This is a genomic window from Kangiella marina, assembly GCF_039541235.1.
In the GTDB taxonomy this organism is placed as follows: Bacteria; Pseudomonadota; Gammaproteobacteria; order Enterobacterales; family Kangiellaceae; genus Kangiella; species Kangiella marina.
In genome coordinates this window covers 1,051,610-1,072,905 of the sequence record NZ_BAABFV010000001.1, presented here as the reverse complement: position 1 = coordinate 1,072,905, position 21,296 = coordinate 1,051,610, and the positions used below count along the sequence as shown (strand labels likewise).

Annotated in this window: 21 protein-coding genes; 12 read left to right on the top strand and 9 right to left on the bottom strand. The window is 43.4% G+C overall.

Features of this window, described 5'->3' with window-relative positions; translation table 11 throughout:
- The first annotated feature begins 102 nt into the window (after positions 1–102).
- Positions 103–1,008 carry an SPFH domain-containing protein gene (locus ABD943_RS04695; RefSeq protein ID WP_345292020.1) on the top strand — a complete coding sequence of 302 codons (906 nt, stop codon included), beginning with the start codon at positions 103–105 and terminating at the stop codon, positions 1,006–1,008.
- A gap of 29 nt (positions 1,009–1,037) precedes the next feature.
- Entirely contained in the window at positions 1,038–1,493 is a 456-nt protein-coding gene (locus ABD943_RS04690; protein ID WP_345292019.1) for an NfeD family protein, read from the top strand.
- A gap of 662 nt (positions 1,494–2,155) precedes the next feature.
- Here the strand turns inward: ABD943_RS04690 and ahpF are convergent.
- On the bottom strand, positions 2,156–3,769 hold the full coding sequence (gene ahpF, locus ABD943_RS04685) for an alkyl hydroperoxide reductase subunit F (RefSeq protein WP_345292018.1): 1,614 nt from the start codon (positions 3,767–3,769) through the stop codon (positions 2,156–2,158).
- Between the two features lie 120 nt (positions 3,770–3,889).
- Positions 3,890–4,453, bottom strand: a complete 564-nt coding sequence (gene ahpC / locus ABD943_RS04680; RefSeq protein ID WP_345292017.1) for an alkyl hydroperoxide reductase subunit C — start codon at positions 4,451–4,453, stop codon at positions 3,890–3,892.
- 145 nt (positions 4,454–4,598) lie between these two features.
- Here ahpC and ABD943_RS04675 point away from each other — a divergent pair, with 145 nt between their 5' ends.
- The 6 genes from ABD943_RS04675 (at position 4,599) to gpsA (ending at position 8,401) form a co-directional block, all read left to right on the top strand.
- The gene (locus ABD943_RS04675) at positions 4,599–5,495 is read left to right on the top strand and encodes a hydrogen peroxide-inducible genes activator (RefSeq protein WP_345292016.1); all 897 of its coding nucleotides are present in this window, start codon (positions 4,599–4,601) and stop codon (positions 5,493–5,495) included.
- 127 nt (positions 5,496–5,622) lie between these two features.
- Positions 5,623–6,006: a hypothetical protein gene (locus ABD943_RS04670; RefSeq protein WP_345292015.1), complete on the top strand. Its 384-nt coding sequence runs from the start codon at positions 5,623–5,625 to the stop codon at positions 6,004–6,006.
- Positions 6,007–6,159: 153 nt separating this feature from the next.
- Positions 6,160–6,585: a rhodanese-like domain-containing protein gene (locus ABD943_RS04665; RefSeq protein ID WP_345292014.1), complete on the top strand. Its 426-nt coding sequence runs from the start codon at positions 6,160–6,162 to the stop codon at positions 6,583–6,585.
- Between the two features lie 8 nt (positions 6,586–6,593).
- Complete coding sequence (gene grxC, locus ABD943_RS04660; protein WP_345292013.1) at positions 6,594–6,848, top strand: glutaredoxin 3; 255 nt, start codon at positions 6,594–6,596, stop codon at positions 6,846–6,848.
- 48 nt (positions 6,849–6,896) lie between these two features.
- Positions 6,897–7,394, top strand: coding sequence for a protein-export chaperone SecB (secB, locus tag ABD943_RS04655; protein WP_345292012.1), 498 nt, complete (start codon positions 6,897–6,899; stop codon positions 7,392–7,394).
- Complete coding sequence (gpsA, locus tag ABD943_RS04650) at positions 7,394–8,401, top strand: NAD(P)H-dependent glycerol-3-phosphate dehydrogenase (protein ID WP_345292011.1); 1,008 nt, start codon at positions 7,394–7,396, stop codon at positions 8,399–8,401. Before secB ends, gpsA begins: the two co-directional genes overlap by 1 nt.
- Before the next feature lie 4 nt (positions 8,402–8,405).
- Here gpsA and trmL read toward each other — a convergent pair whose 3' ends face one another.
- The 5 genes from trmL to glnA all read right to left on the bottom strand — a co-directional run bounded on the left by trmL (position 8,406) and on the right by glnA (position 12,755).
- A complete protein-coding gene (gene trmL / locus ABD943_RS04645) occupies positions 8,406–8,867 on the bottom strand; it encodes a tRNA (uridine(34)/cytosine(34)/5-carboxymethylaminomethyluridine(34)-2'-O)-methyltransferase TrmL (RefSeq protein ID WP_345292010.1) in 462 nt (153 codons plus the stop codon).
- Between the two features lies 1 nt (position 8,868).
- Positions 8,869–9,498, bottom strand: a complete 630-nt coding sequence (locus tag ABD943_RS04640) for a response regulator (RefSeq protein ID WP_345292009.1) — start codon at positions 9,496–9,498, stop codon at positions 8,869–8,871.
- Positions 9,491–10,570 (bottom strand): nitrogen regulation protein NR(II), encoded by a 1,080-nt coding sequence (gene glnL, locus ABD943_RS04635; RefSeq protein ID WP_345292008.1) that lies wholly within the window; start codon positions 10,568–10,570, stop codon positions 9,491–9,493. Before glnL ends, ABD943_RS04640 begins: the two co-directional genes overlap by 8 nt.
- Positions 10,571–10,673: 103 nt before the next feature.
- Positions 10,674–11,231 (bottom strand): DUF4124 domain-containing protein, encoded by a 558-nt coding sequence (locus ABD943_RS04630; RefSeq protein WP_345292007.1) that lies wholly within the window; start codon positions 11,229–11,231, stop codon positions 10,674–10,676.
- Between the two features lie 114 nt (positions 11,232–11,345).
- Positions 11,346–12,755: a glutamate--ammonia ligase gene (gene glnA / locus ABD943_RS04625; protein WP_345292006.1), complete on the bottom strand. Its 1,410-nt coding sequence runs from the start codon at positions 12,753–12,755 to the stop codon at positions 11,346–11,348.
- A gap of 428 nt (positions 12,756–13,183) precedes the next feature.
- Here glnA and ABD943_RS04620 point away from each other — a divergent pair, with 428 nt between their 5' ends.
- The 3 genes from ABD943_RS04620 to ABD943_RS04610 all read left to right on the top strand — a co-directional run bounded on the left by ABD943_RS04620 (position 13,184) and on the right by ABD943_RS04610 (position 17,646).
- Positions 13,184–15,880 carry a TonB-dependent receptor gene (locus tag ABD943_RS04620; protein ID WP_345292005.1) on the top strand — a complete coding sequence of 899 codons (2,697 nt, stop codon included), beginning with the start codon at positions 13,184–13,186 and terminating at the stop codon, positions 15,878–15,880.
- Between the two features lie 73 nt (positions 15,881–15,953).
- Positions 15,954–16,937 carry a class I SAM-dependent methyltransferase gene (locus ABD943_RS04615; RefSeq protein WP_345292004.1) on the top strand — a complete coding sequence of 328 codons (984 nt, stop codon included), beginning with the start codon at positions 15,954–15,956 and terminating at the stop codon, positions 16,935–16,937.
- A 43-nt stretch (positions 16,938–16,980) separates the two neighbouring features.
- Entirely contained in the window at positions 16,981–17,646 is a 666-nt protein-coding gene (locus ABD943_RS04610; protein ID WP_345292003.1) for a putative 2OG-Fe(II) oxygenase, read from the top strand.
- A gap of 15 nt (positions 17,647–17,661) precedes the next feature.
- On the opposite strand, the gene ABD943_RS04605 is transcribed toward ABD943_RS04610, so the two are convergent.
- Both ABD943_RS04605 and ABD943_RS04600 read right to left on the bottom strand, forming a co-directional pair.
- Positions 17,662–17,883, bottom strand: a complete 222-nt coding sequence (locus ABD943_RS04605; RefSeq protein ID WP_345292002.1) for a sulfurtransferase TusA family protein — start codon at positions 17,881–17,883, stop codon at positions 17,662–17,664.
- A complete protein-coding gene (locus ABD943_RS04600) occupies positions 17,880–18,965 on the bottom strand; it encodes a tRNA (5-methylaminomethyl-2-thiouridylate)-methyltransferase (protein WP_345292001.1) in 1,086 nt (361 codons plus the stop codon). The genes ABD943_RS04605 and ABD943_RS04600 overlap by 4 nt, the downstream gene beginning before the upstream one ends.
- A gap of 477 nt (positions 18,966–19,442) precedes the next feature.
- Here ABD943_RS04600 and ABD943_RS04595 point away from each other — a divergent pair, with 477 nt between their 5' ends.
- On the top strand, positions 19,443–21,266 hold the full coding sequence (locus tag ABD943_RS04595; protein WP_345292000.1) for a sensor domain-containing diguanylate cyclase: 1,824 nt from the start codon (positions 19,443–19,445) through the stop codon (positions 21,264–21,266).
- Positions 21,267–21,296 lie beyond the last annotated feature (30 nt).

Sequence of the window (21,296 nt, the reverse complement as noted above, 5' to 3'; positions counted from 1 at the left end):
TACAAATTCCACAAAAAAGTTATTGAACCGATCCGTGAAACCCTTCAATATGTTTTGCTGAACAACAACCTAAAAAATAATAGTACAAAGAGGACATTTTTAATGGAACTAACGATTGCAGTTGTCGCCCTTGTGGTCATTGGCATCTTTCTAGGGGTAAAAACGGTTTCGCAGGGCAACCAATATACGGTTGAGCGCTTTGGGAAATACCGTAAAACCTTATCTCCCGGCTTGCACGTCATTGTACCCATCATCGATCGAATTGGTGCAAAAGTGAATATGATGGAGCAGGTATTGGATATCCCAGCCCAGCAAGTCATTTCGCAAGATAACGCGACCGTAACGATTGACGCGGTATGTTTTTATCAAGTCGTTGACTCAGTAAAAGCAACGTATGAAGTTAATCAGTTATACCGTGCCATGCAAAATCTCGTCATGACCAACATTCGAACCGTTCTGGGCAGTATGGATTTGGATTGGATGTTATCGAAGCGTGATGAAATCAACGCGCGTATCTTAACCATCGTTGATGAAGCGACTAATCCTTGGGGCGTTAAAGTCACGCGTATCGAAATTAAAGACATACTTCCGCCGCATGACTTGGTGGAAGCGATGGGGCGTCAGATGAAAGCCGAGCGTTTAAAGCGTGCGCAGATTCTAGAAGCCGAAGGCACGAAGCAAGCGGAAATTTTAGAAGCGGAAGGTGAAAAGCAAGCTCAGATCCTAACGGCAGAGGGTGCTAAAGAAGCCGCATTCCGTGAAGCGGAAGCTCGTGAGCGTCAAGCGGAAGCCGAAGCGAATGCAACAACGATGGTCTCGAAAGCGATTGCCGAAGGGAATGTGCAGGCGATTAATTACTTTGTGGCCCAAAAATACGTTGATGCATTGGGCAAGATTGCGACGTCGGACAACCAGAAAGTCTTGATGTTACCGCTAGAAGCATCGTCGGTGATAGGCTCGGTAGCCGGTGTTGCTGAGATTGCTAAAGAAGCGTTTACTAAAAAATAATAGCGAAAAAAGAATTAATAGGAGTGGTTATGGAGTTCTTCTCAAACGCAGAATATTGGCACTGGATGGTATTCGGTCTCGTGTTACTGATTTTAGAAATGTTTGCGCCAGGTGCGATTTTATTATGGCTCGGTATCGCAGCATTAATTGTCGGAACGTTACTGCTGTTTTTAGGAGAACTTCTAACTCCCGAGTGGCAATGGATTGTATTCTCAGTCTTCTCGGTCGTCAGTATCATCGCCTGGCGTAGCTTTAGCAAAAAGCGCAAGTTGAATGAGCCTGAAGAAGACAGCTCGTTGAATAACCGCGGCAAATCACTCATCGGAAAAACCTTTACCTTAGCCACCGCCATCGAAAACGGCGTCGGCAAAGCCAAAGTCGGCGACACCTACTGGCGCGTCACAGGTCCTGACACACCGCAAGGCGGAAAGGTTAAAGTGGTTGGCTTTGAAGGCGCGACGCTGAAGGTAGAGAAATCGCTATAAATGTTTTCTATATTTATTATTACTGTGATCGTTAATGCGCTATTAAGTGCTTTGCTAATATCATTAATCGACCAACGCCACTCTGAAATTTATGATAAGTAAGTTAGCGCATAATGACTCTGAGTATTTGATAAATAATATGTGTTACTTTTAGTATGTTGGAATCATTCTTCAGCCAGTTTATAAACTGATTTAATAGGAGGTATATGGGTAACAAGGATCGTGTCACTTTAAATATAGTGAGGTTTATACTGATTAACCTTCCCTATGCTATTTTTATAATGATGTGCGTTCATCTTGATTCTTCTTATGTAGAAAGGCACATTCCTTGGGGAGCTGTGGTAATTGTTTTGCTGTATGGTTCGGCATTTTTATTGGCTGCGTTAATCTACTGGGGAGTATTATGGTGCTTCTATATTTACAAAGGTGATGCTGTATTGGAAAGTTGTCGAACAAATTTAGTTGTGAACACTGTGATCTATTGTTTAGTAGCTTTTTTCAGTCTACCTCTGTTACAAGACGCACTATATTATTTTTAGATTCTAGGTTTGAGTAAACGTAGGGTGCGTCGAGACGCACCAGAATACTAATAAACGTCCTGTTAATGAGTTAAATTATTATTTTAATGGACCAAAAAAGCCCCTTTTATCGGGGCTTTTTGTTTATGCAGCGTTTTGAGATTGTGCAGGGGACTGATGATCTTGATACATCTTTTCAAGCTTGCTTGAGTTAGCTAGCAAATACTCGAATGAAGCCAAGGATGCCTTAGAGCCTTCGCCCATGGATACGACGATTTGCTTGTAAGGCACAGTGGTGACATCACCTGCGGCATAAATACCGGGCTGTGATGTTTCACATTTTTCGTTAATGACAATTTCACCGAACTTGGTGGTTTCGACCACGTCACCAAGGAAGTGGCTGTTAGGCACTAGGCCAATTTGTACAAAGACGCCATCAAGCTTGATGCTGTGATTGGTTTCTGTCGTTCTATCTTGGTATTCAATGGAGGAGACCTTACCATTCGTTGCATTAATTTCTTTGGTCGCAACGTTTTTTAGAATCGTGATGTTGTCTTTGGCTTCGGCTTGGTCGACTAATACTTTGTCGGCTTTTAAGTCGGGCATAAATTCAAACACGATTACTGATTTCACGATACCTGCTAGATCCAACGCCGCTTCGATCCCCGAATTACCGCCACCGATGACCGCAACATCTTTGCCTTTAAAGAATGGGCCATCGCAGTGTGGACAGTAGGCCACACCATTGCCGACGTTTTCTTTCTCGCCTGGAATACCGAGCTCTCTCCATTTAGCACCAGTAGCAATGATCATGGTTTTGGTATCGATAATTTCTCCTGAGGACAGGGTGATACTTTTAATATCGCCTTGAGAAACTTCTGTCACACGTAAATGCTCTTTAACGGTGATGTCGTATTCGTTTAAGTGAGCTTGTAGCGCACCTGACAATTCAGGGCCTGTGGTTTTTGGCACAGAGATTAAGTTTTCAATACCCATGGTGTCTTTGACTTGGCCACCAATTCGGTCGGCGATTAGGGTCACTTTTAGGCCTTTGCGTGCGCTATAAATCGCTGAGCTTACGCCTGCTGGACCACCGCCGATAACGACGACATCTTGTAGTGGTAATTTGTCAGCTGAGTCTGCTTTTGCAATTGATGGATTGTGTTCGAGCAGTTTATCAATTAATTCTGCTGCCGTGACTTTACCATTAGCGAACAGTTTGCCATTAAGGTAAACGCTGGGGACACCCTGAATATCGCGCTCTTCGATCACGTCTTGGAATAAGCCGCCGTCGATCATTTCTGTGGAAATGTTTGGGTTGAGCACTGCAAATTGATTTAACGCTTGAACCACGTCTGGGCAGTTATGGCAGCTTAAGCTGACAAACACTTCGAACTTCATGCTTTGGTCAATATTTTTGACCATGTTCTGTAATGATTTATCCAGCTTCACTTGCGTTCCTGCGGACTGTAAGACCGCAAGAACCAGCGAGTTAAATTCGTGGCCTGAGGGTATTCCAGAAAACTGAATACTACTATCCGCACCATCGACTTCTAGCAAGAAGCTGATTGGGCTGCGTAATGTGTCTACATCGCGTTCTTCAACGTTAATGCGATCACTAACGCTAGCAAAGCTTTCTAAAAATTCTTTAAGTTCTTGGCGCTTTGAGTGTTCACCAATTTGCAAGACGAAAGTCACCGTCTTTTGCATCTCGGCGGTATAGCTTTTCAAAGCATCTAATATTTGTTTGTTTAACATAATAACTTTCCTTCTTGCGATTTAAGTTTTAGCAGCTTGGCGAGCCTTTATAAACTCACCAAGCTGAGTTTGGAACTTATATAGGGCTTTATCCTATTAACTTTGGTTAGATTGTTCGGACTAGATCTTACCGACTAGGTCTAAAGACGGTGCTAATGTTTCTTCACCTTCTTTCCAAGCGGCTGGGCATACTTGTCCTGGGTTATCGCGTACGTATTGAGCGGCTTTAATTTTACGAACCAACTCATCAGCATCACGCCCCACGCCTTCAGCAGTAATCTCCATCACTTGGATAACGCCGTCTGGGTCGACCACGAAAGTACCGCGATCGGCTAGGCCTTGGCCTTCACGCATCACTTCGAAGTTACGTGTGATTTCGCCTGTTGGGTCACCGATCATGCCGTATTGGATCTTGCCGATGGTGTCAGACGTTTCATGCCATGCTCTGTGTGTGAAGTGTGTATCGGTTGATACCGAGAAAACTTCGACGCCACGGCTTTGCAGCTCTTCATAATGATCGGCTAAGTCGCCAAGTTCTGTCGGACAGACGAATGTGAAGTCTGCTGGGTAGAAGAAAAATACTGCCCACTTGCCTTCAATGTCTTTGTTAGAGACTTCGACAAATTCACCGTTTTTGTATGCTGTTGCGTTAAACGGCTTAATTTCTGTATTGATAAGTGCCATGTGTGGCCTCCTGTTGATTCATTTAAGGTTGTATGTGATTACGGTGTTCAGTATAAGGATATGGATTGTTCAGTAAATTTGAATAAATAGATGTTCATGTTCTATAATTTAGAATTACTAGCAGGTTGAGTAACACGTGATCGCCATGATTTCATTCAAACAATTAACGTATGCGCTGGCAGCCGCTGAGACCCTTCACTTCAAGAAGGCCGCGGAAAAGTGCAACATCAGTCAATCAGCGTTAAGTACGGCGTTAACTCAGTTGGAAGAGCTGCTGGGACTTCAAATCTTTGAAAGAGACAATAAGAAAGTCTTAGTGACGCCGATTGGGCGGGAGGTATTGAGTCGAGCTCAGGGCATTGTGCTAGAAGTGAACGCTCTCAGCAGTCTTTCAGAAAGCTTAAAGGAACCACTTAGCTTTCCGTTATCAATAGGCGTGATCCCAACGATAGCGCCTTATTTGTTGCCCAAAATGTTTCCGTTGCTGCATCAGCAGTACCCTGACGCTGAGTTGAAAATTGTCGAAGAACAGTCGCATGTTTTGGTTGAAAAGGTTAAAAAAGGCGAGCTAGACACGGCTATATTGGCCTTACCTTACCCGCATGATGGGCTATTATCACTGGAGTTTTGGCAGGAAGATTTCTACTGGGTGACGCTGAAAGATGACAAAAACAGTGGTTTAAAAGAAGTCACCAGCGATGAACTGACCCAATCCAACTTGATGCTTTTAAAAGAAGGGCATTGTCTCAAAGACCATATATTAGATGCCTGTAAACTGTCCGAGGATGCAGCGCGACACGGCTTTGGAGCGACCAGCTTAAATACGCTGATACAAATGGTTATGGGGCGGCTGGGTACGACATTGATCCCTGAAATGGCCATGGGGCAATTAATTACACAAAACAAGGCGTTAACCGCGGTGCATTTGAATGAGCCTGGCCCCCATCGCCGAATCGCGTTTCTGATAAGGCCTAACTTTACGCGGTTACAAAGTGTCGATGCTTTAAAAAAACTTTGCGGGGATGCTTTGGTTGGGAGTTAGTTATTTTGTGATTAAAGTCTTGCTTAATACTACATCTCAAATTGACTTCGGAATTTATTTAAGATAGTTTGGGTTCGTGTTTTTTTAGAGCACATTCAAAAATATAATTTAAATGAAGGAAAGTTTTATGAAAACAATGATTTCAATTCTCACCATTAGCACTCTATCATTAGCAAGTTTATTTGCCGCTCCTGTGGCAAAAGCTTCTGCACCTACTATAACTAACTTCAGTTCTGAATATAGCGGCTGTGAGGGTTATACTCCTAGATTCCTTTTATGGTGGTCAGCATCAACTTCTGTCCTTGAGTATGATCTTGATTATGAGTTCTGGTATAACGGCACGTGGTACCCAAGTTATAATGGGACAAAAACTGGCAAAATGTTTAATGGTAGCCATAACACGCCAACCAAGGTTCGAGTAAGAGCGAGAAACTCTAGTGGTTGGGGGCCTTTTGAAACTATCCAGCTACCTACAATAAACTGTCAGGGTGGTGGACCGATCATTCAATAACTAGGCAATACCCAATAAAAAAGGCTGCATTATGCAGCCTTTTTTATTGGAGTAGCCTGTCGAGGTCTTGCATTAAATGGGCTAGGCTATAGCTAGGTTTTGTGTATAATGCTGTGTTTTGAACTCCAGCATAAACTCTAGGTTTCCTGACAAATGCAGCAGTTATTTGAATTTTTTAGCAACCATCCATTTTTAGGAGCGGCATGGTTAGCATTCGCGCTTTTGTTACTGATCAGTATCATTAAGACCATGACCAGTGGTTCCCAATCATTGACACCGTTGACAGCGACGCAAATGATCAATAAACAAGATGCCCAAGTGGTTGATTTAAGGGCGGTTGCCGACTTTAATAAAGGCCATATCCATGGTGCGATTAACATTCCTTTTACTAAGTTAAAGGATAGCACTAAGGACCTTGAAAAATATCAGCAGAGCCCCATTATTATGGTCTGTGCCACTGGAATGCAGTCTGGTAGCGCTGCAATTTTGCTGCGTAAGCATGGCTTTGAGCAGGTGCACAAACTAAAAGGTGGCATCCAATCATGGACTGGTGACAACTTACCTCTAGCAAAAGGTTAACAATTATTATGGCGACTATTGATATCTATACTAAGGGTTATTGCCCATTTTGTGTTCGAGCAAAGCATTTGCTGGACAAGTTAGATGTTGATTACAACGAAATACCGATTGATGGTAATAGTGAATTACGCCAAACGATGATTGATATTGCGGGCGGGCATACGGTGCCACAGATTATCATTAATGGCGAACCAGTGGGTGGCTGTGATGATTTGTATGCGCTGCATGCGGCTGGCAAGTTAGAACCTATGTTGGAACCGTAAATCACTATTACAATAACGCAAAACATTACATATTAAGAGAGTACAGTTATGGCAGATGAAAATTCAGTAAATCAAGCAGAAGGCGAGCAGCAGGTTGAAAACCCTGAAGGTGCTCAATTAGGTATTCAAACGATCTATGCGAAAGATATTTCGTTTGAAGCTCCAAACTCTCCTGAGATATTTTTAGAGTCTTACAAGCCTGAAATTAGCGTCAATTTAAATAATCGCGTAAAAGACTTGGAAAACGACAGCTATGAAGTTGAGCTCCAGGTTACTGTTTCTTCAAAGATCGAAGATAAAACCGCGTATATTGCAGAAGTAAAGTATGGCGGTGTGTTTGGTATTAAGGGCGTTGACAGTGAAGTTCGCGGACGTTTATTAAGAACATTCTGTTGTGAGCAACTCTTCCCATACGTTAGAGAAGCAATTTCAGAAGCGATTTCTCGCGGCGGTTTCCCACGCTTTGCATTACAGCCTATTAACTTCAGTGCTCTATACCAACAAGCGCAACAGCAACCGAATCAGCAGGAAGAAGCTAACGCTTAATGGCTAATCGCTTAAAGTCTTTTGCGGTTCTTGGAGCTGGCTCCTATGGAACCGCACTAGCCATTGTTCTGGCGAGCAATGGTCATCAGGTCTCGATGTGGGCGCGTGACGCCGCGCAGGCTGCTTCAATGCAGTGTGAACGCAGTAATACGCGCTACTTACCTGATGTGGCTTTTCCAGATAGGTTAACAGTGACTAATGACTTATCAGGCGCGGTATCGACTGCCGATGTTGTTTTGGTTGCTGTGCCAAGCCATGCATTTCGCACTGCGCTTCAATCTATCAAACCTCACCTAAACAAAGAGTTACCCATTATTTGGGCCAGTAAAGGGCTAGATCCTGACACGGGAGATTTGCTGGGTAATGTTTTGAAAGAGGAGTTAGGTTCAGAGCAGCCTCACGCGATTTTATCGGGGCCAAGTTTTGCTAAAGAGATGGCGCGCGGTATGCCAACAGCTATCAGCTTAGCATCAAGCGATCCTGAATTGGCAGAGCAATTAGCATTGGATTTCCACAACGAGCGTTTCCGCGTTTATATCAGTAGTGATGTGATCGGTCTGCAGATCGGTGGCGCTGTTAAGAATGTGGTCGCCATTGGTGCAGGAATTGCTGATGGCTTGGGTTTTGGTTCAAATGCCCGTACTGCATTGATAACCCGTGGCCTTGTCGAAATGAAGCGTCTTGGCGTGGCGCTTGGTGGTAAGCCAGAAACATTCAACGGTATGGCGGGTATGGGCGACTTGGTGCTGACCTGTACGGACGACCAGTCTCGCAATAGACGCTTTGGATTAGCGCTTGGACAAGGTGGTGATCGCGAAGGTGCGGAGCAAGCCATTGGTCAAGTGGTTGAAGGCGTTCGCAATGCTCATGAAATACATATGCTGTCAGAGCGTGTTGGGGTTGAGATGCCGATTTGTGAAGCCATTTATAACATTATATATGAAGGCGCGGATCCTAAAGTAGCGGCCCGAGAGTTATTGACGCGTGATCTTAAATCCGAGTCATAGAGTCTTACTGACACCCTTCAAACCCTAACTGACGCAATGCTTCAAACGCCATAATGGCGGCAGTGTTCGATAAGTTCAAACTACGACTCCCTTCTTTCATCGGAATTCTTAGCAGCGTTGTTGCCAGCTCCTCAAGAATATGGTTAGGCAACCCTCTAGTTTCTGGGCCAAAAATGAAGTAGTCCCCATCTTGATATTGAATGTGATGGTAGTGTTGTTTTCCTTTAGTACTTAATGCGAAAAGTCGCTGTGGCTGTTGTTTTTCTTTAAAGCTCGCAAAGTCGTCATGAATGATGACATTCGCCCACTCATGATAGTCCAAACCAGCACGTCGCATGCGTTTATCCTCTAGCTCAAACCCAAGCGGTTTGATGAGATGTAATTGCATCCCTGTATTAGCGCAAAGTCGGATGATATTCCCCGTGTTCGGCGGGATTTCTGGTTCAAATAAGACGATATGTAGCATGCTATTCTTCTTTTGTATCTGAGGCGGTGTCGTGCTGCCAGTAGTTTAATTTACGGGTTAAAGTATTGCGACCCCAACCTAATATTTTTGCTGCTTTTTGCTTATGGCCTTGGCTTAAGCGCAAGGCTGACTCAACGATAAACCGTTCGAACTCTTGTTGCATTTCAATCAGCGCTTGGTTGTTCCCCTGATGATAGTCGCTATCAATTTTCTTTTCTATCTGCTGTAACCACAGCGGCAGATCGTGACGCTCGCGCTGGCTGTCCATTGCGCGCTGGCAGAGCTTAATGACATGATTGATATCAAACGGTTTCGGAAGGTAGTCAAAAGCACCAAGTTCATGAGTTTTGGTGGCTAAGTCGGTATCGGCATAAGCGGTGATCATGATGACCGGCAAGTCAGGCCATTCTTGATTAATGCTTTTTAGAAGTTCTAAGCCGCTCATGCCGCTCATCTGGATATCGGTAATAACCAGCTGTGGTTTATCCTGGCGAATGATTTCCATTGCTTGTTTGCCGTTGTCACAGGACAATACTTTAAATTGCGCGTTACTCAAAGCGCGAGCTAAAACCCAGCGAATTGAACTATCATCATCAACAATCAATACGGTGCTGTTAGAAGCGTTACTCATTGCTAGCACCTGCTAGTGACGCTGTGTCGATCACCGGTAAGTAGACCGAAAAAACGGTCTTGCCTGCGCTGGATTTAAAATCGATTAACCCTTGCTGTTGCTGGACTAAACTTTGAGCAATACCAAGCCCTAAGCCACTGCTGTTCTTGCCGCTGATCAGTGGCACAAAAATATTCGGCTGAAGTTCCTCGGGAACGCCTGGCCCATCATCTTCTACTTGAATGCAAACAGTCAGAGGGTACTGTTTATCGCCAATCGTATGGCGCGGTAATGCTCTCGTCTTGATGGTGATGACGGCATTTGGCTCGGAGCGGCAAGCATCAATCGCATTTTGCGTAATGTTGAGCACCGCTTGGTAAACGGAGTCGGGAGCACAATGAAAGTCTGGTAGGCTTGGGTCGTAATCACGCTTAAGCTCGATATGTTTAGGCAGGTTAATCTGGCACAGCTCTAACACTTGCTCGGTGGTCTCATGAATATTCATCCGGACACGTGAAGCCTTGTGTGTCGATAGCAACATTCGATCCACTAACTGGGTTAAGCGCGCGGTTTCTTGCTCAATGATATCGGTAAACTCGGTAAAGTGTTTTTGTGGTTCGTCGGTGCATTCTTGAGCTAAGAGCTGGGCAGCACCACGAATACCGCTCAGGGGATTTTTAACCTCGTGTGCCAACTTCTGTAATAAACGTTCACTCACTTGATTTTGCATCGAGAGTCCTCGACTTTGGGCTCGGTGTGGATAGTGAACAGGATCTTGCCACTCGACGATAAGATATGGCTCTTCTGCTTGCAGCCAATGGCCAATCAAATCAACCGTGAAGGCTTTGCCGTTGAGTAGTTCTAAGTGCACATTATCCAAAACGAACTGTCCATTTTGGCGCAGCCCTTCAAGAATATCCCCCAAAGGTAAACTGTCGCTGGCAATAAAGTAACTGTAGCGTTTTCCAGTTAAAACTTTGCTGCTTGTCGAGAAAGCTTTTTCTGCGGCTTGATTGAGATAACTGAAGCGACCATGCGCATCAAACGCAATAATTGCTGTTGAGATGTGATCTAGCAGGCGCTCAAGTTGCATCAAGGTAAAGGGTGGCTGAGTGTTGGGTGGGGTATTATAGCAGTTAACAGGAAAAACGCACCGTTTTGGTGCGTTTTGCTGGAGAATAGTCTGCTGCCAGTGTTTAGCGGTTAAGGATAGACGCCCTCAGCAGGTGAAAGGTAACCGGCTGACTGGTTTGTAGGGTTTTCTTGTTAGTATCATTGATGACTGCCACTGACAGCTCGTGTGTACCCCGATCAACATTATTCAATGAGAAATACGGAACCTTCTGCTGTGAGCCTACTGGAGAACCGTCCATTATGAGTTGCAGGCTATGATTAGGCTGAAGACTTGGAGTTATTCCTACGATGACGTTCATATCGCCTGTATTAGCTCGTACTGCCTGATCATGCTGTGGGCTGTCAACTGCCAGCACTTGGTACTGGAAAGGCTTATCATCGTCCTCGGAAGACTCGTCTGAGTCCTTTCGCGGACGCAAAATGGGTTTAGGCGTATCCACAACATTGGTATTGGTTTTTATGGTTATCGGAGTGGAGCCGGGAATGGGTTTATCGGTGAAGGTGATTTTGCCATTCTCATCCACTTTCTTGTACATGACCGTTTCATCTGCAGAGCTAGCTACAGTAGAGGTGCCAAGCAATGTAATAGTTAGCAATATATATCGTAATGGCTTCATCATAATATCCTTAACATCATTCGCTATAACTAGTATCTAAAACTGCGGTGCTGGTGTCAAAATAAAAAAGCCCGGGCTGAGCCGGGCTTTTAGAGTAGTGCTTAATGTCGTTTGACGTTATAGGCTGTAGTATAAATCAAACTCAACTGGTGAAGGCGTCAATTTCAAGCGCTCAACGTCACCGCGTTTGAGTTCGATGTAAGCATCCAGCATGTCGTCCGAGAATACACCGCCACGGGTTAAGAATTCGCGATCATTATCAAGCTCATTTAAGGCTTCTTCTAACGAACCAGCAACCTGTGGAATCGATTTAGCTTCTTCCGCAGGAAGATCGTACAAATCCTTATCCATAGCATCACCCGGGTGGATTTTGTTCTGGATGCCATCTAAGCCGGCCATCATAAGACCCGCGAAAGCCAAGTAAGGGTTAGCCATAGGGTCCGGGAAGCGAACCTCGATACGGCGTGCTTTAGCACTGCCTACGTGAGGTACACGAATCGATGCCGAGCGGTTCTTGGCCGAGTAAGCAAGCATAACAGGGGCTTCAAAACCTGGTACTAAGCGCTTGTACGAGTTTGTTGAAGGGTTCGTTAAAGCGTTAAGTGCTTTCGCATGCTTAATAATACCACCAACATAATACAGTGCTTCTTCGGACAAGCCTGCGTATTTATCGCCAGCGAAGATGTTGTTACCGTCTTTCGCGAGTGACATGTGGACGTGCATACCTGAGCCATTATCACCGGCAAGAGGCTTAGGCATGAAAGTTGCTGTTTTGCCGTAAGCGTGAGCCACGTTGTGAATCACGTACTTCATGATTTGAATTTCGTCAGCTTTATTCACTAATGAATTAAACTGAGTCGCGATCTCGTTTTGACCGGCGGTACCGACTTCGTGGTGGTGTGCTTCGATTACTTGTCCCATACTTTCTAGGACTAAACACATTTGCGAACGAAGGTCTTGCGACGAGTCGACTGGAGGAACAGGGAAGTAACCGCCTTTAACACGCGGACGGTGGCCGGTGTTGCCGCCTTCATAACTTTTGTCAGAGTTCCATGATGCTTCTGGGTCGTCAATTTTGTAGAAAGAACCGCTAATATCAGATTTGAACTTTACATCTTCAAAGATAAAAAACTCAGGCTCTGGCCCAAAAAATGCGGAGTCCGCAATACCTGTGGACTTTAAATACTCTTCAGCGCGGCGAGCTACTGAGCGCGGGTCGCGGTCGTAGCCAGTCATTGTCGCTGGCTCTAGGATATCGCAGCGTAATAATAAAGTAGTGTCTTCATAAAATGGATCGATAAGGGCTGTATCCGTATTCGGCATCAACACCATGTCTGACTCGTTGATACCTTTCCAGCCTGCAATTGATGAGCCATCAAACATCTTACCATCAGACAATAAATCTTCATCAACGACACGCGCTGGGATGGTAACGTGTTGCTCTTTACCTTTGGTATCGGTGAAACGTAAATCAACGAATTTAACGTCGTATTCTTCGATCATTTTTAAAACATTGTCTACAGACATTCTGTGCTCTCCAAACTGGATTGAATTTAAACTGGTGACATTATATCAGTCGAAAAAATCAAAACCATAGAAAACAGAAGAGCAGAGACAAGTGAATGCACCAACTTGGTGCGGACAAGCTTTTGAAAATAAAAAATTAACACTGGGTGAATAAACAAAAATTTCGTGGTCAATAAATAGACAAGTATACGCTAAGTTTTTTATGGAGGGTCGAAAAATAAATTCAACAATATCAGCAAGTTACTGCTGGTTTATTAGTGTTGGGTTTAAAAACCTAATATGTAAATTTTGTTGACCAAGTAAAATTAATGTGATAACTATAGCATACTCCAAGGCTATCTTTCGCCATGGCCCCTTTTTTGTGGGGGGTGAAAAATAGTTTTGGTACAACAAAGAAAATTTACCAACTTATCTATAGGTAGGAATTTATGACTAACAAGACAATGATAGCTAAGGCTGTTAAAGTCGCTTTATATAGCGGTTTTGCTGCTTCTTTGGCTGTTGGCGCTCCAGCAACGTTTGCTGCTGAAGAAGAAGAGGGTGCTGAGGCTGAGAAGATTGTTGTTACTGGTTCACGTTTGAAGCGTACTGACGTTGAAGGCGCACTTCCAGTTACAGTAATCGATCGCGAACAAATCGATTTAAGTGGTGATGTATCTGTTGCTGATTTACTACGTAACACTACATTCAACTCTTTTGGTTCTTTCCGCCCACAGTCAGGTAGTTCTGCACAGTCTTTTGCTGAGCTTAGCTTACGTGGTTTAGGCGGTGGTCGTTCATTGATTTTGGTTGATGGACGTCGTGCTCCTTCTGCTCCACAAGTCGGTTCAGCGCAAGATTTGAACTCGATTCCATTGGCAGCGGTAGAAAGAATTGAAATTCTTTCAGACGGTGCATCAGCTATCTACGGTACAGATGCAATCGGTGGTGTTGTAAACGTTATCACTCGTAAAGATTTCGATGGCGCAGAAGTAAGAGTTGGCGCATCTGATCCAAAACGTCCAGGTGGTTCTACGGATGAAGGTTCAATCATTTTCGGTGCTTCTAGCGACAGAGCTAGTGCTTATGTAGGTGTTTCATGGAACAGCCGTGAAATCGTTTTCCAACGCGATCGTCCATGGTCTTCTGGTGGTGTTTCAACGTTTGGTAACAACTACCAGGCTCTAGCTACAACTACTGCATTCTCAGGCTTAAGCGGTGTTCAAAACTGGACTCCAGACGGTTCTGGCTGTGACGCAGAAGGTTTGTTCACGATTGATGGTGACGCACAAAACCATTGTTTCTATGACTTCACTGCATTAGCTGCGGATGAAGCTGAAATTAAAAATCACGCGATTTTTGGTCGTGCTCAATATCAAATCAATGATGATTGGTCGACTTACTTTACAGCTTCTAACTCACGTGTAACGTCTTTTGGTCGTTATGCTCCAACACCTTTATTCTTGTTCTTGCCAGCAAGCTCTCCTAATAACTATGTAGGTGAAGACGTGTTGCTTCGTCACCGTAGTTTAGGTACTGGTACTCGTGATACTAATTCAGATCAAGACCTTTATGCTGCTGAGTGGGGCTTCGAAGGTTACTTAACTGATACAGTAGAGATGGATTTTGGTATTCGTCGTAATGAGTATAAGTATGATGAGTTTGGTCGTAACTACATTGTTACTCCATTAATGGAAGCAGCAGCGGCAGATGGTACTTATGACATTCTAGATCCAGCTGGTAACCCAGATAGCGTTCTAAATTCTCTAAAAGCTACTATTAACCGTGAATCTAACACTATCCTTGATGAAGTTTACGTTAATACTCAATTCGACTTGTTCGAAATGGGCGGCGGCGCAGCTCGTATGTTGGTTGGTGGTGAATACCGCAAAGAAACATACCAAGATAAGTATGACTCTCTTTCTGAGGGTGGCGTGATTGGTGGTTCTGCTGGTAACTCTGCTGGCGGTGGTCGCGATGTTTCTGCATTGTACTTCGAGACTTTACTTCCTGTAGTTGATAACTTCGAGATCAACCTTGCGGGTCGTTACGATGACTATAGCGACTTTGGTGATAACTTTGCTCCTAAAGTATCGTTCCGTTACCAACCAATTGATGATGTAACATTACGTGCATCATGGGGTGAAGGTTTCCGTGCTCCATCTTTGGATATCTTAACTGCGCAGCCTGCATTCTCTGCAGACGGTACGACAGACCCGGATACTTGTAGATTCTTGACGAATAATGCAAGCTGTCAAACGCAAACAGAAGCATACGCTTTGGCTAATCCAAACCTAGGCCCAGAAAGCTCTGAGCAATTCAGCTTAGGTGGTGCATGGCAAATTACAGATGATTTGTCTATGTCAGCGGATTACTACAACATCCAACTGGAAGATCAAATCACAGGCATCGGAACAGCTGAAATCGTTTCTTGCTTACGTGGTTTTATCCCTTGCCCAGCAGGTGTATCGGAAATTCCTAACACAGCAAGACCTGGCGATGCGTCTAATGGTTTAGGTGCAGCATTCTCAGACCCAATTCCTTACGATCTTGATGGTGACGGAACTATTGGTCCTAATGAAACAATTGAGCCGATTTTATTTGTTCAACGTGGTTTCATTAACCGTGGTGAGATTGAGACTTCAGGTCTTGATTTGAACGTGAGAAATAGCCTTGATATGGGTGGCGCTGGTAACTTACAAACTAACTTCCAAGTTGGTTATGTACAGAAGTATGAAATTGACGGTACTGATTTCGTTGATCAACCAGGCGTACCAGAAGTTCGTGCTAACTTGAGCAACACTTGGTCGTTAGGAGACTTCGGTTTAACGTGGAATGTTAACTACATTGCCGATACTCTTTCTACTAACGGTACTTTCTGTGATGATTTCTCAGATACTGCTAACTGTGTGCCTGATGTAGACTACGATACAACACAGCCTCTACGTAACAGTAGCTGGGTAACGCATGACGTTCAGTTCAACTACGCTACTCCTTGGGATGGTCAAATCTCATTGGGTGCTAACAACTTGACTGATAAAGATCCTGTATTGGATATTTATGAGCCAGCTGGACGTGGTTATGACTTCAACCTATATGATGGTTACGGTCGTATCGTGTACTTACGTTACACTCAAAGATTCTAAGATAGATTCTTTATCTTAAAATCAAAAAAGGGCGTCTAACGCCCTTTTTTTTTAATAAAGAGGAATGAAGAACTTGGAAAAAAATGAAAATGTCTGGACTCGATATTGGTCAAAAGGCGTAATAAATTCTTGTTTTTATGATGACCCTTCAGGTAACTATGGTGGAGAAATAAAAAACTTTTGGGTATCTGTTGTTGAGAGACTAAGTGATAAAGCTTCAATGTTAGATTTATGTACGGGAAATGGAGCATTGATATCCCTAGTTATGTCACTAGAGCAGTCTGAAGGTTTTGATAAATATGTAGGCGTAGACTTAGCTTCAATTCAACCAATCTGGTTAGATAAAGTTGAGGCTGAAGCGAAATCAAAAATTAAAATGTTGGGTAATACAGCAATTGAAGAGCTACCAGTTAGCGACTCAGAGTTTAGTTTGGTCGTAAGTCAGTTTGGCGTAGAATATTGTGAAATTGAAGGGGTGATACACCAGGTTGAAAGAGTATTAAAAAATAACGGAGTGTTTGCCGCAGTAATCCATCACAAAGAGTCTTTAATAGTAAAGAACGCTGTAGAAGAAAAAGCACACCTCGATTACCTACTTACGAGTGAAACCGTAAAAAGTACTATTGAGATAATGTTAGGTTATATGGCTAAGCTTAAAAATAAGCAGAACTTAAAAAAAATTCAGGCTGATGCAGATGCGAATAAAGCAAAATTGCAGTTTAACAGTCAAGTCGATGAGTTGACTAAAAGAGCTAAAGCTAGCCATTGCCCAGATGTGATTTACGAGTTATTAGACATTGTCATGTTAAGTTTTAAAGCTGCCCAAAACGAAGGTTTGAAGTTTGCTAAGGGCACTATTAATAATTTTTGGAGTGAGCTAAGAGACTCTCGTGTGAGGCTTGAAAATCTTATTAATGCGTCTCTAACGGAGAGTGAAATTCAAAACTTAATTGATAAATTACATAGTAATGGTTTAAGTGAAGGTTCAGTTGTGAAGCTAAAGGAAAGCAACCAACTGTTAGCTTGGGGGCTGAGTGCAAAAAAAGTCAAAAAATAAACAAAAGCAGAGATATAAAAGATAGTCGAAGAACGGGGGATTTATGCTTGGAAAAATAAAAATACAGCCTTCATTTGCTGTGCCTATTATTGAGGTTATGAATGAAGACTGCAGTAATCTAAATAGTAAGCTTAAAGAGTTTTTTTTGGAAAAGGAACGAAAAGGTGAGTCCTATAAAAACAAGGATGAATACGTTCAAAAAAACAAGCAAGTGTATGAAAGTCGATTTGACTTATTTTCATGGAACAATAAGCATGTAGGTGAACTACGAGACTTTTGCTGGGCTAGTGTCTATAACGTAGTTGGGAAGCTAAACGATTATAGTACTGAAGAGCTCAGTAGACTTCATATCGCTAATTCTAGTTGGTTCCATATAACTAGGAATGGTGGCTACTTTGGAGTCCACAACCATGCTAACTCAGCTTGGTCTGGGGTATATTGTGTTGATCCAGGGGATGAGGGAGAGCAGGAAGAGGAAACTAATGGTGTTCTAAGTTTCATTTCACCAAATATGGCCACAACATCCTATATTGATAAGTCATGCTCAAACCTAAAAAGTGAATACTCTCGAGGAAACCTACAGCTTAAGCTCAAGCCGGGACAATTAATTCTGTTTCCTTCTTGGTTATTGCATGAGGTTAAACCTTACTTTGGAAACAAAGAAAGGATCACTGTTGCTTTTAACTGTTGGTTTAAATACGCAGGTTAGTTTAACCTGCTGATACTATTTTTTTATAACAAAAACAATTTCGTTATTTTGTTCGTTAGTAGATATCACTTGGTGCTGATTAATTCGGCACCAAGTGGGGATATCACTTAAAGTGCCGGGGTCGGTGCAGGTGACTTCCAGGGTGTCGCCTTCTTGAAGCTCTTTTAGTGCGTTTTGTGTGCGAATAACCGGCATTGGGCAGAGTAGGTTGCGGCAATCTAGGGTATTGGTGCTCATACGTGCCACTCCTGCTTAACGTCTTCAGCAGTCATTGGAGGAACGTCCATCACAAAGGATGTCCCTTTGTAGTTTTCGACCTGTACTGTGACTTGGTCTGCATTTTTCCCGCCGGAGTAACGAGCAGCAATCTGCGCAGCCAAGCGAATATCATCTTTATCAAATTCACCATCAAGCAGGGTCAAAGGACCGCCATGGCTGACTGTATGGATACTGGTAAATTGCTTTTTATAGCCACGAAGGAAGTTATTTTCCCCTTCTTCACGGCTAACAATTAACTTAAAGTTCTTCTTCGGACGAATATGTCGGCCGACTTTTAGTAACATAATATCGTCCAGTTCATAACGTCTTTCGCCGCGAGCATCCCACAAGTCAGCAAGCTTTTTAGAATAATTGGCATCGGTTAAGAAGCAGCAACCGCCAGCGGGTTGTGCGAAATCTTCGAAACCAAACTTTTTTGCGAGTTCGAACTGGGGTTTACGGCTACGACCTGAAAAATCATACAGCTCATCACGGTTTACCCATCCTTCCCGCTCTGGCAGTGTTGGGATGAGGTTTTTAGCACAAAGCGGCCTTAATAAACGATCATCAGCACCAGATTCGCGAGCAATGATTGGCATGGTTTCTTTGCGTTGAGATTTGGGGCGCTGACCAATTACTTCACCCGTGATGATAAAATCAAAACCATTCTCTTCTGCCCAGGCCCAGGCTTGGGCTTGGTTGACCATAAAAATCTTGCAGTCTAAGCAGGGGTTGAGGTTAGCACCATAGCCGTGCTTAGGGTTTAACACGATATCTTTGTACTCTTCAGAAATATCAATAATATGAAGTTTAATACCCAGCTGCTCAGCAACCCAAAGTGAGTTGTTGCGCTTTTGTTTATCTTTATCCTTTTTACGGATGGCGTGGGTATGGCCTTCAACACAAAAACCCGTGTAAAAGTTAATGCCTTCAACATGGATCCCTTGTTCTTGCACCACTTTAGCTGCCAATAGGGAGTCTAAACCGCCTGAAATCAAAGCGACAGCTTTACGCTGTTTCGGTGCATTACTGGTATTTTGTGGAGAAATATCTTGTGTCATAACAGAAAATCAATAACTTATGAAGAGCGCGGTGCTCAAAAAATGGACAGCGATTATATATTAGGAGAAGCGTTCAAGCAAAGAAACTCAGACTAAAAAATAAAAAAGGTTGTAAGTACTTGAATAACTTGCGATATTAGTCATAGCTAATGATTACTAGGGGAGTAAAGGCTGAATAGAATTCGGGGAACCATATTCAAAAGAGGTCGTTGGCAGTTTGGACTTGCTTTCGGCATATTAGCTTTTCTAGTTAATTACTACGCTTTAGTTCCTGTTTACGGTAATTTAAGCATCCACTTAGGGCAAGTATTTGTCCTTACCTGCCTTTTGACTCGCGGCACTAAGTCATCAGTTGTCACATTGACACTTTCTTCAGTAGGCTTATATCTTTCAACTCAGAGCCTGCCACTAATAGCTTTTACATTGGCCGAGTTCATGGTGCTCGCAGCTCTATGCCGTAGGGGTATGCTGCTAATCATGGCAGACATGTTATTTTGGGGGCTGATTGGCATCCCTTTTGCCTTGGTCGTTCTTCTGACGGTTTATGACATTAATTCTACGGACTTTACTCAGGTTATTTTGATTAAGCAGGCACTTAATGGACTGCTTAATGCTTCAATTGCGACCATCATTAGGGCTTTTATTCCTTTTCGCTGGTATAGCCCAGTCACGAAAACAAAGCCACCCAAACTGTCGAAGAGAATTTTTGAACTCTGTTTAATCAGTATAGCAATGCCATCGTTGGTTATTATGCTGATACTAAGTAATAACTCAGCGAATAAACTCGAAAGGGAGCTCATCGAGGAGCTGGATATTCGTGCAGAGCATTTGCGTGAAAGAACTGAGAATTATCAAATGACTCATGTCAAAGCCATGGAAACACTGGCGGCATCACTCAATAGTGATGGGTTAAATGGTCACAAACAGTTCTTAATGGACAGCTGGTTGGAGCGATACCCGGGTTTTATAACCATGATTGTGACTGATAGCGACGGGGTTGTGGTCAGTGGCGCACCTAAAGAGTCGTTCGAAAAGTTGCTGCAAGCTCCAGCGAAACAGCGGCGAGTTACGGATAGAGATTACTTTAAGGTGGCGCGGGATACTGGGCTACCCTATGTTTCAGATGTCTTTAGAGGACGGGGCTTTGGTAATGATCCTATTGTGGCTGTAAGCGTGCCTCTTTACCAGGGTAATCGTTTTCAAGGCATCGTTGAAGGCTCGCTGAATTTACCTCAATTTGAAAGAATAGATAACTCTGGAGTGGGTAGCTCTATACTGGTCATAGACTCTACCAGCAAGGTAATTTACGGGTCTGCAAGGTTGGAACTGAAACCACTAGATCTCGTCTCCATTAAAGATAATGAGCAACATTACGCGAATACCATTATGTCATTAGTATTGAATGGGAACGACACTTACAATTACAAAAAGATTGAAACTAGTAATGGTTGGTCTATATACGTTTTAAGTGACTATGATGATTTGTTGGTTGCATATAAAAATAATTTCTATGCTTTGTTGCTTGGGATACTACTAATTTCACTATTAGCTTCAAGGGTTGCACTAAAATTCTCGTTACATATCACACGCCCTTTGGAGCGTTTGGTGGAGTACTTTTCATCCCATCAGCCAGTGCCGGCAAAAGCAGCTTCTTACTTTTCCAGCCGTGAGATTGAGTCAGTGAGAGAGCAGCTTAGGGAAGCTCAGCACATCATGATTGATTTCCAAGAAGAGCTTAAAGAGCAAGTGGAGACACAAACCAAGGAGTTGGTTGTACTGAATGAGGAGTTAGAACGGTTAAGTACCCATGATGTATTAACTGGAATTTTGAACCGGCGTGGCTTTGAGCAAGTTATGGGCAATGTGTATCCTCTAGCTTGCCGTAATAAAACCCCAGCAACGCTCGCAATAATGGATTTGGATAACTTTAAGCACATCAATGACACCTACGGTCATAGTGCGGGTGACCTCTGTTTAATGGCCGTGGGTAAGACCATACGTGAAGTGTTCCAGCGAGATAGCGACTATGTGGGGCGGTTTGGTGGCGAGGAATTTATCGCGCTGATCCTCGGTGGAAGCATCGAACATCATTTGGAATTATTGGAACAACTTAGACAAAAAATTAATAAATTAACGGTTCCCCACGAAAACAAAGACATACAGTTCACCATAAGTATCGGCGCCTATAGTCAAGTAGAGCGCTACGAAGCCGGTTATGAGCGTGTGATTTCGCGGGCTGATAAATTGCTTTATAAGAGTAAGGAAGCCGGCAGAAACCGGATTAGTCACCAGTCACAGTAGTATTATCCTGAAATAACACCTAAATATTGA

Bases quoted from the DNA above. Each gene is read 5' to 3' on its own strand.
- ABD943_RS04610 (WP_345292003.1), top strand. From the start codon at position 16,981: ATGCTTGGAAAAATAAAAATACAGCCTTCATTTGCTGTGCCTATTATT.
- ABD943_RS04670 (WP_345292015.1), top strand. From the start codon at position 5,623: ATGAAAACAATGATTTCAATTCTCACCATTAGCACTCTATCATTAGCA.
- ABD943_RS04605 (WP_345292002.1), bottom strand. From the start codon at position 17,883: ATGAGCACCAATACCCTAGATTGCCGCAACCTACTCTGCCCAATGCCG.
- ABD943_RS04665 (WP_345292014.1), top strand. From the start codon at position 6,160: ATGCAGCAGTTATTTGAATTTTTTAGCAACCATCCATTTTTAGGAGCG.
- ABD943_RS04640 (WP_345292009.1), bottom strand. From the start codon at position 9,498: ATGAGTAACGCTTCTAACAGCACCGTATTGATTGTTGATGATGATAGT.
- trmL (WP_345292010.1), bottom strand. From the start codon at position 8,867: ATGCTACATATCGTCTTATTTGAACCAGAAATCCCGCCGAACACGGGG.
- ABD943_RS04600 (WP_345292001.1), bottom strand. From the start codon at position 18,965: ATGACACAAGATATTTCTCCACAAAATACCAGTAATGCACCGAAACAG.
- grxC (WP_345292013.1), top strand. From the start codon at position 6,594: ATGGCGACTATTGATATCTATACTAAGGGTTATTGCCCATTTTGTGTT.
- glnA (WP_345292006.1), bottom strand. From the start codon at position 12,755: ATGTCTGTAGACAATGTTTTAAAAATGATCGAAGAATACGACGTTAAA.
- ahpC (WP_345292017.1), bottom strand. From the start codon at position 4,453: ATGGCACTTATCAATACAGAAATTAAGCCGTTTAACGCAACAGCATAC.
- ahpF (WP_345292018.1), bottom strand. From the start codon at position 3,769: ATGTTAAACAAACAAATATTAGATGCTTTGAAAAGCTATACCGCCGAG.
- ABD943_RS04620 (WP_345292005.1), top strand. From the start codon at position 13,184: ATGACTAACAAGACAATGATAGCTAAGGCTGTTAAAGTCGCTTTATAT.
- ABD943_RS04595 (WP_345292000.1), top strand. From the start codon at position 19,443: ATGGCAGACATGTTATTTTGGGGGCTGATTGGCATCCCTTTTGCCTTG.
- gpsA (WP_345292011.1), top strand. From the start codon at position 7,394: ATGGCTAATCGCTTAAAGTCTTTTGCGGTTCTTGGAGCTGGCTCCTAT.
- secB (WP_345292012.1), top strand. From the start codon at position 6,897: ATGGCAGATGAAAATTCAGTAAATCAAGCAGAAGGCGAGCAGCAGGTT.
- ABD943_RS04695 (WP_345292020.1), top strand. From the start codon at position 103: ATGGAACTAACGATTGCAGTTGTCGCCCTTGTGGTCATTGGCATCTTT.
- ABD943_RS04675 (WP_345292016.1), top strand. From the start codon at position 4,599: ATGATTTCATTCAAACAATTAACGTATGCGCTGGCAGCCGCTGAGACC.
- ABD943_RS04690 (WP_345292019.1), top strand. From the start codon at position 1,038: ATGGAGTTCTTCTCAAACGCAGAATATTGGCACTGGATGGTATTCGGT.
- glnL (WP_345292008.1), bottom strand. From the start codon at position 10,570: ATGCAACTTGAGCGCCTGCTAGATCACATCTCAACAGCAATTATTGCG.
- ABD943_RS04630 (WP_345292007.1), bottom strand. From the start codon at position 11,231: ATGATGAAGCCATTACGATATATATTGCTAACTATTACATTGCTTGGC.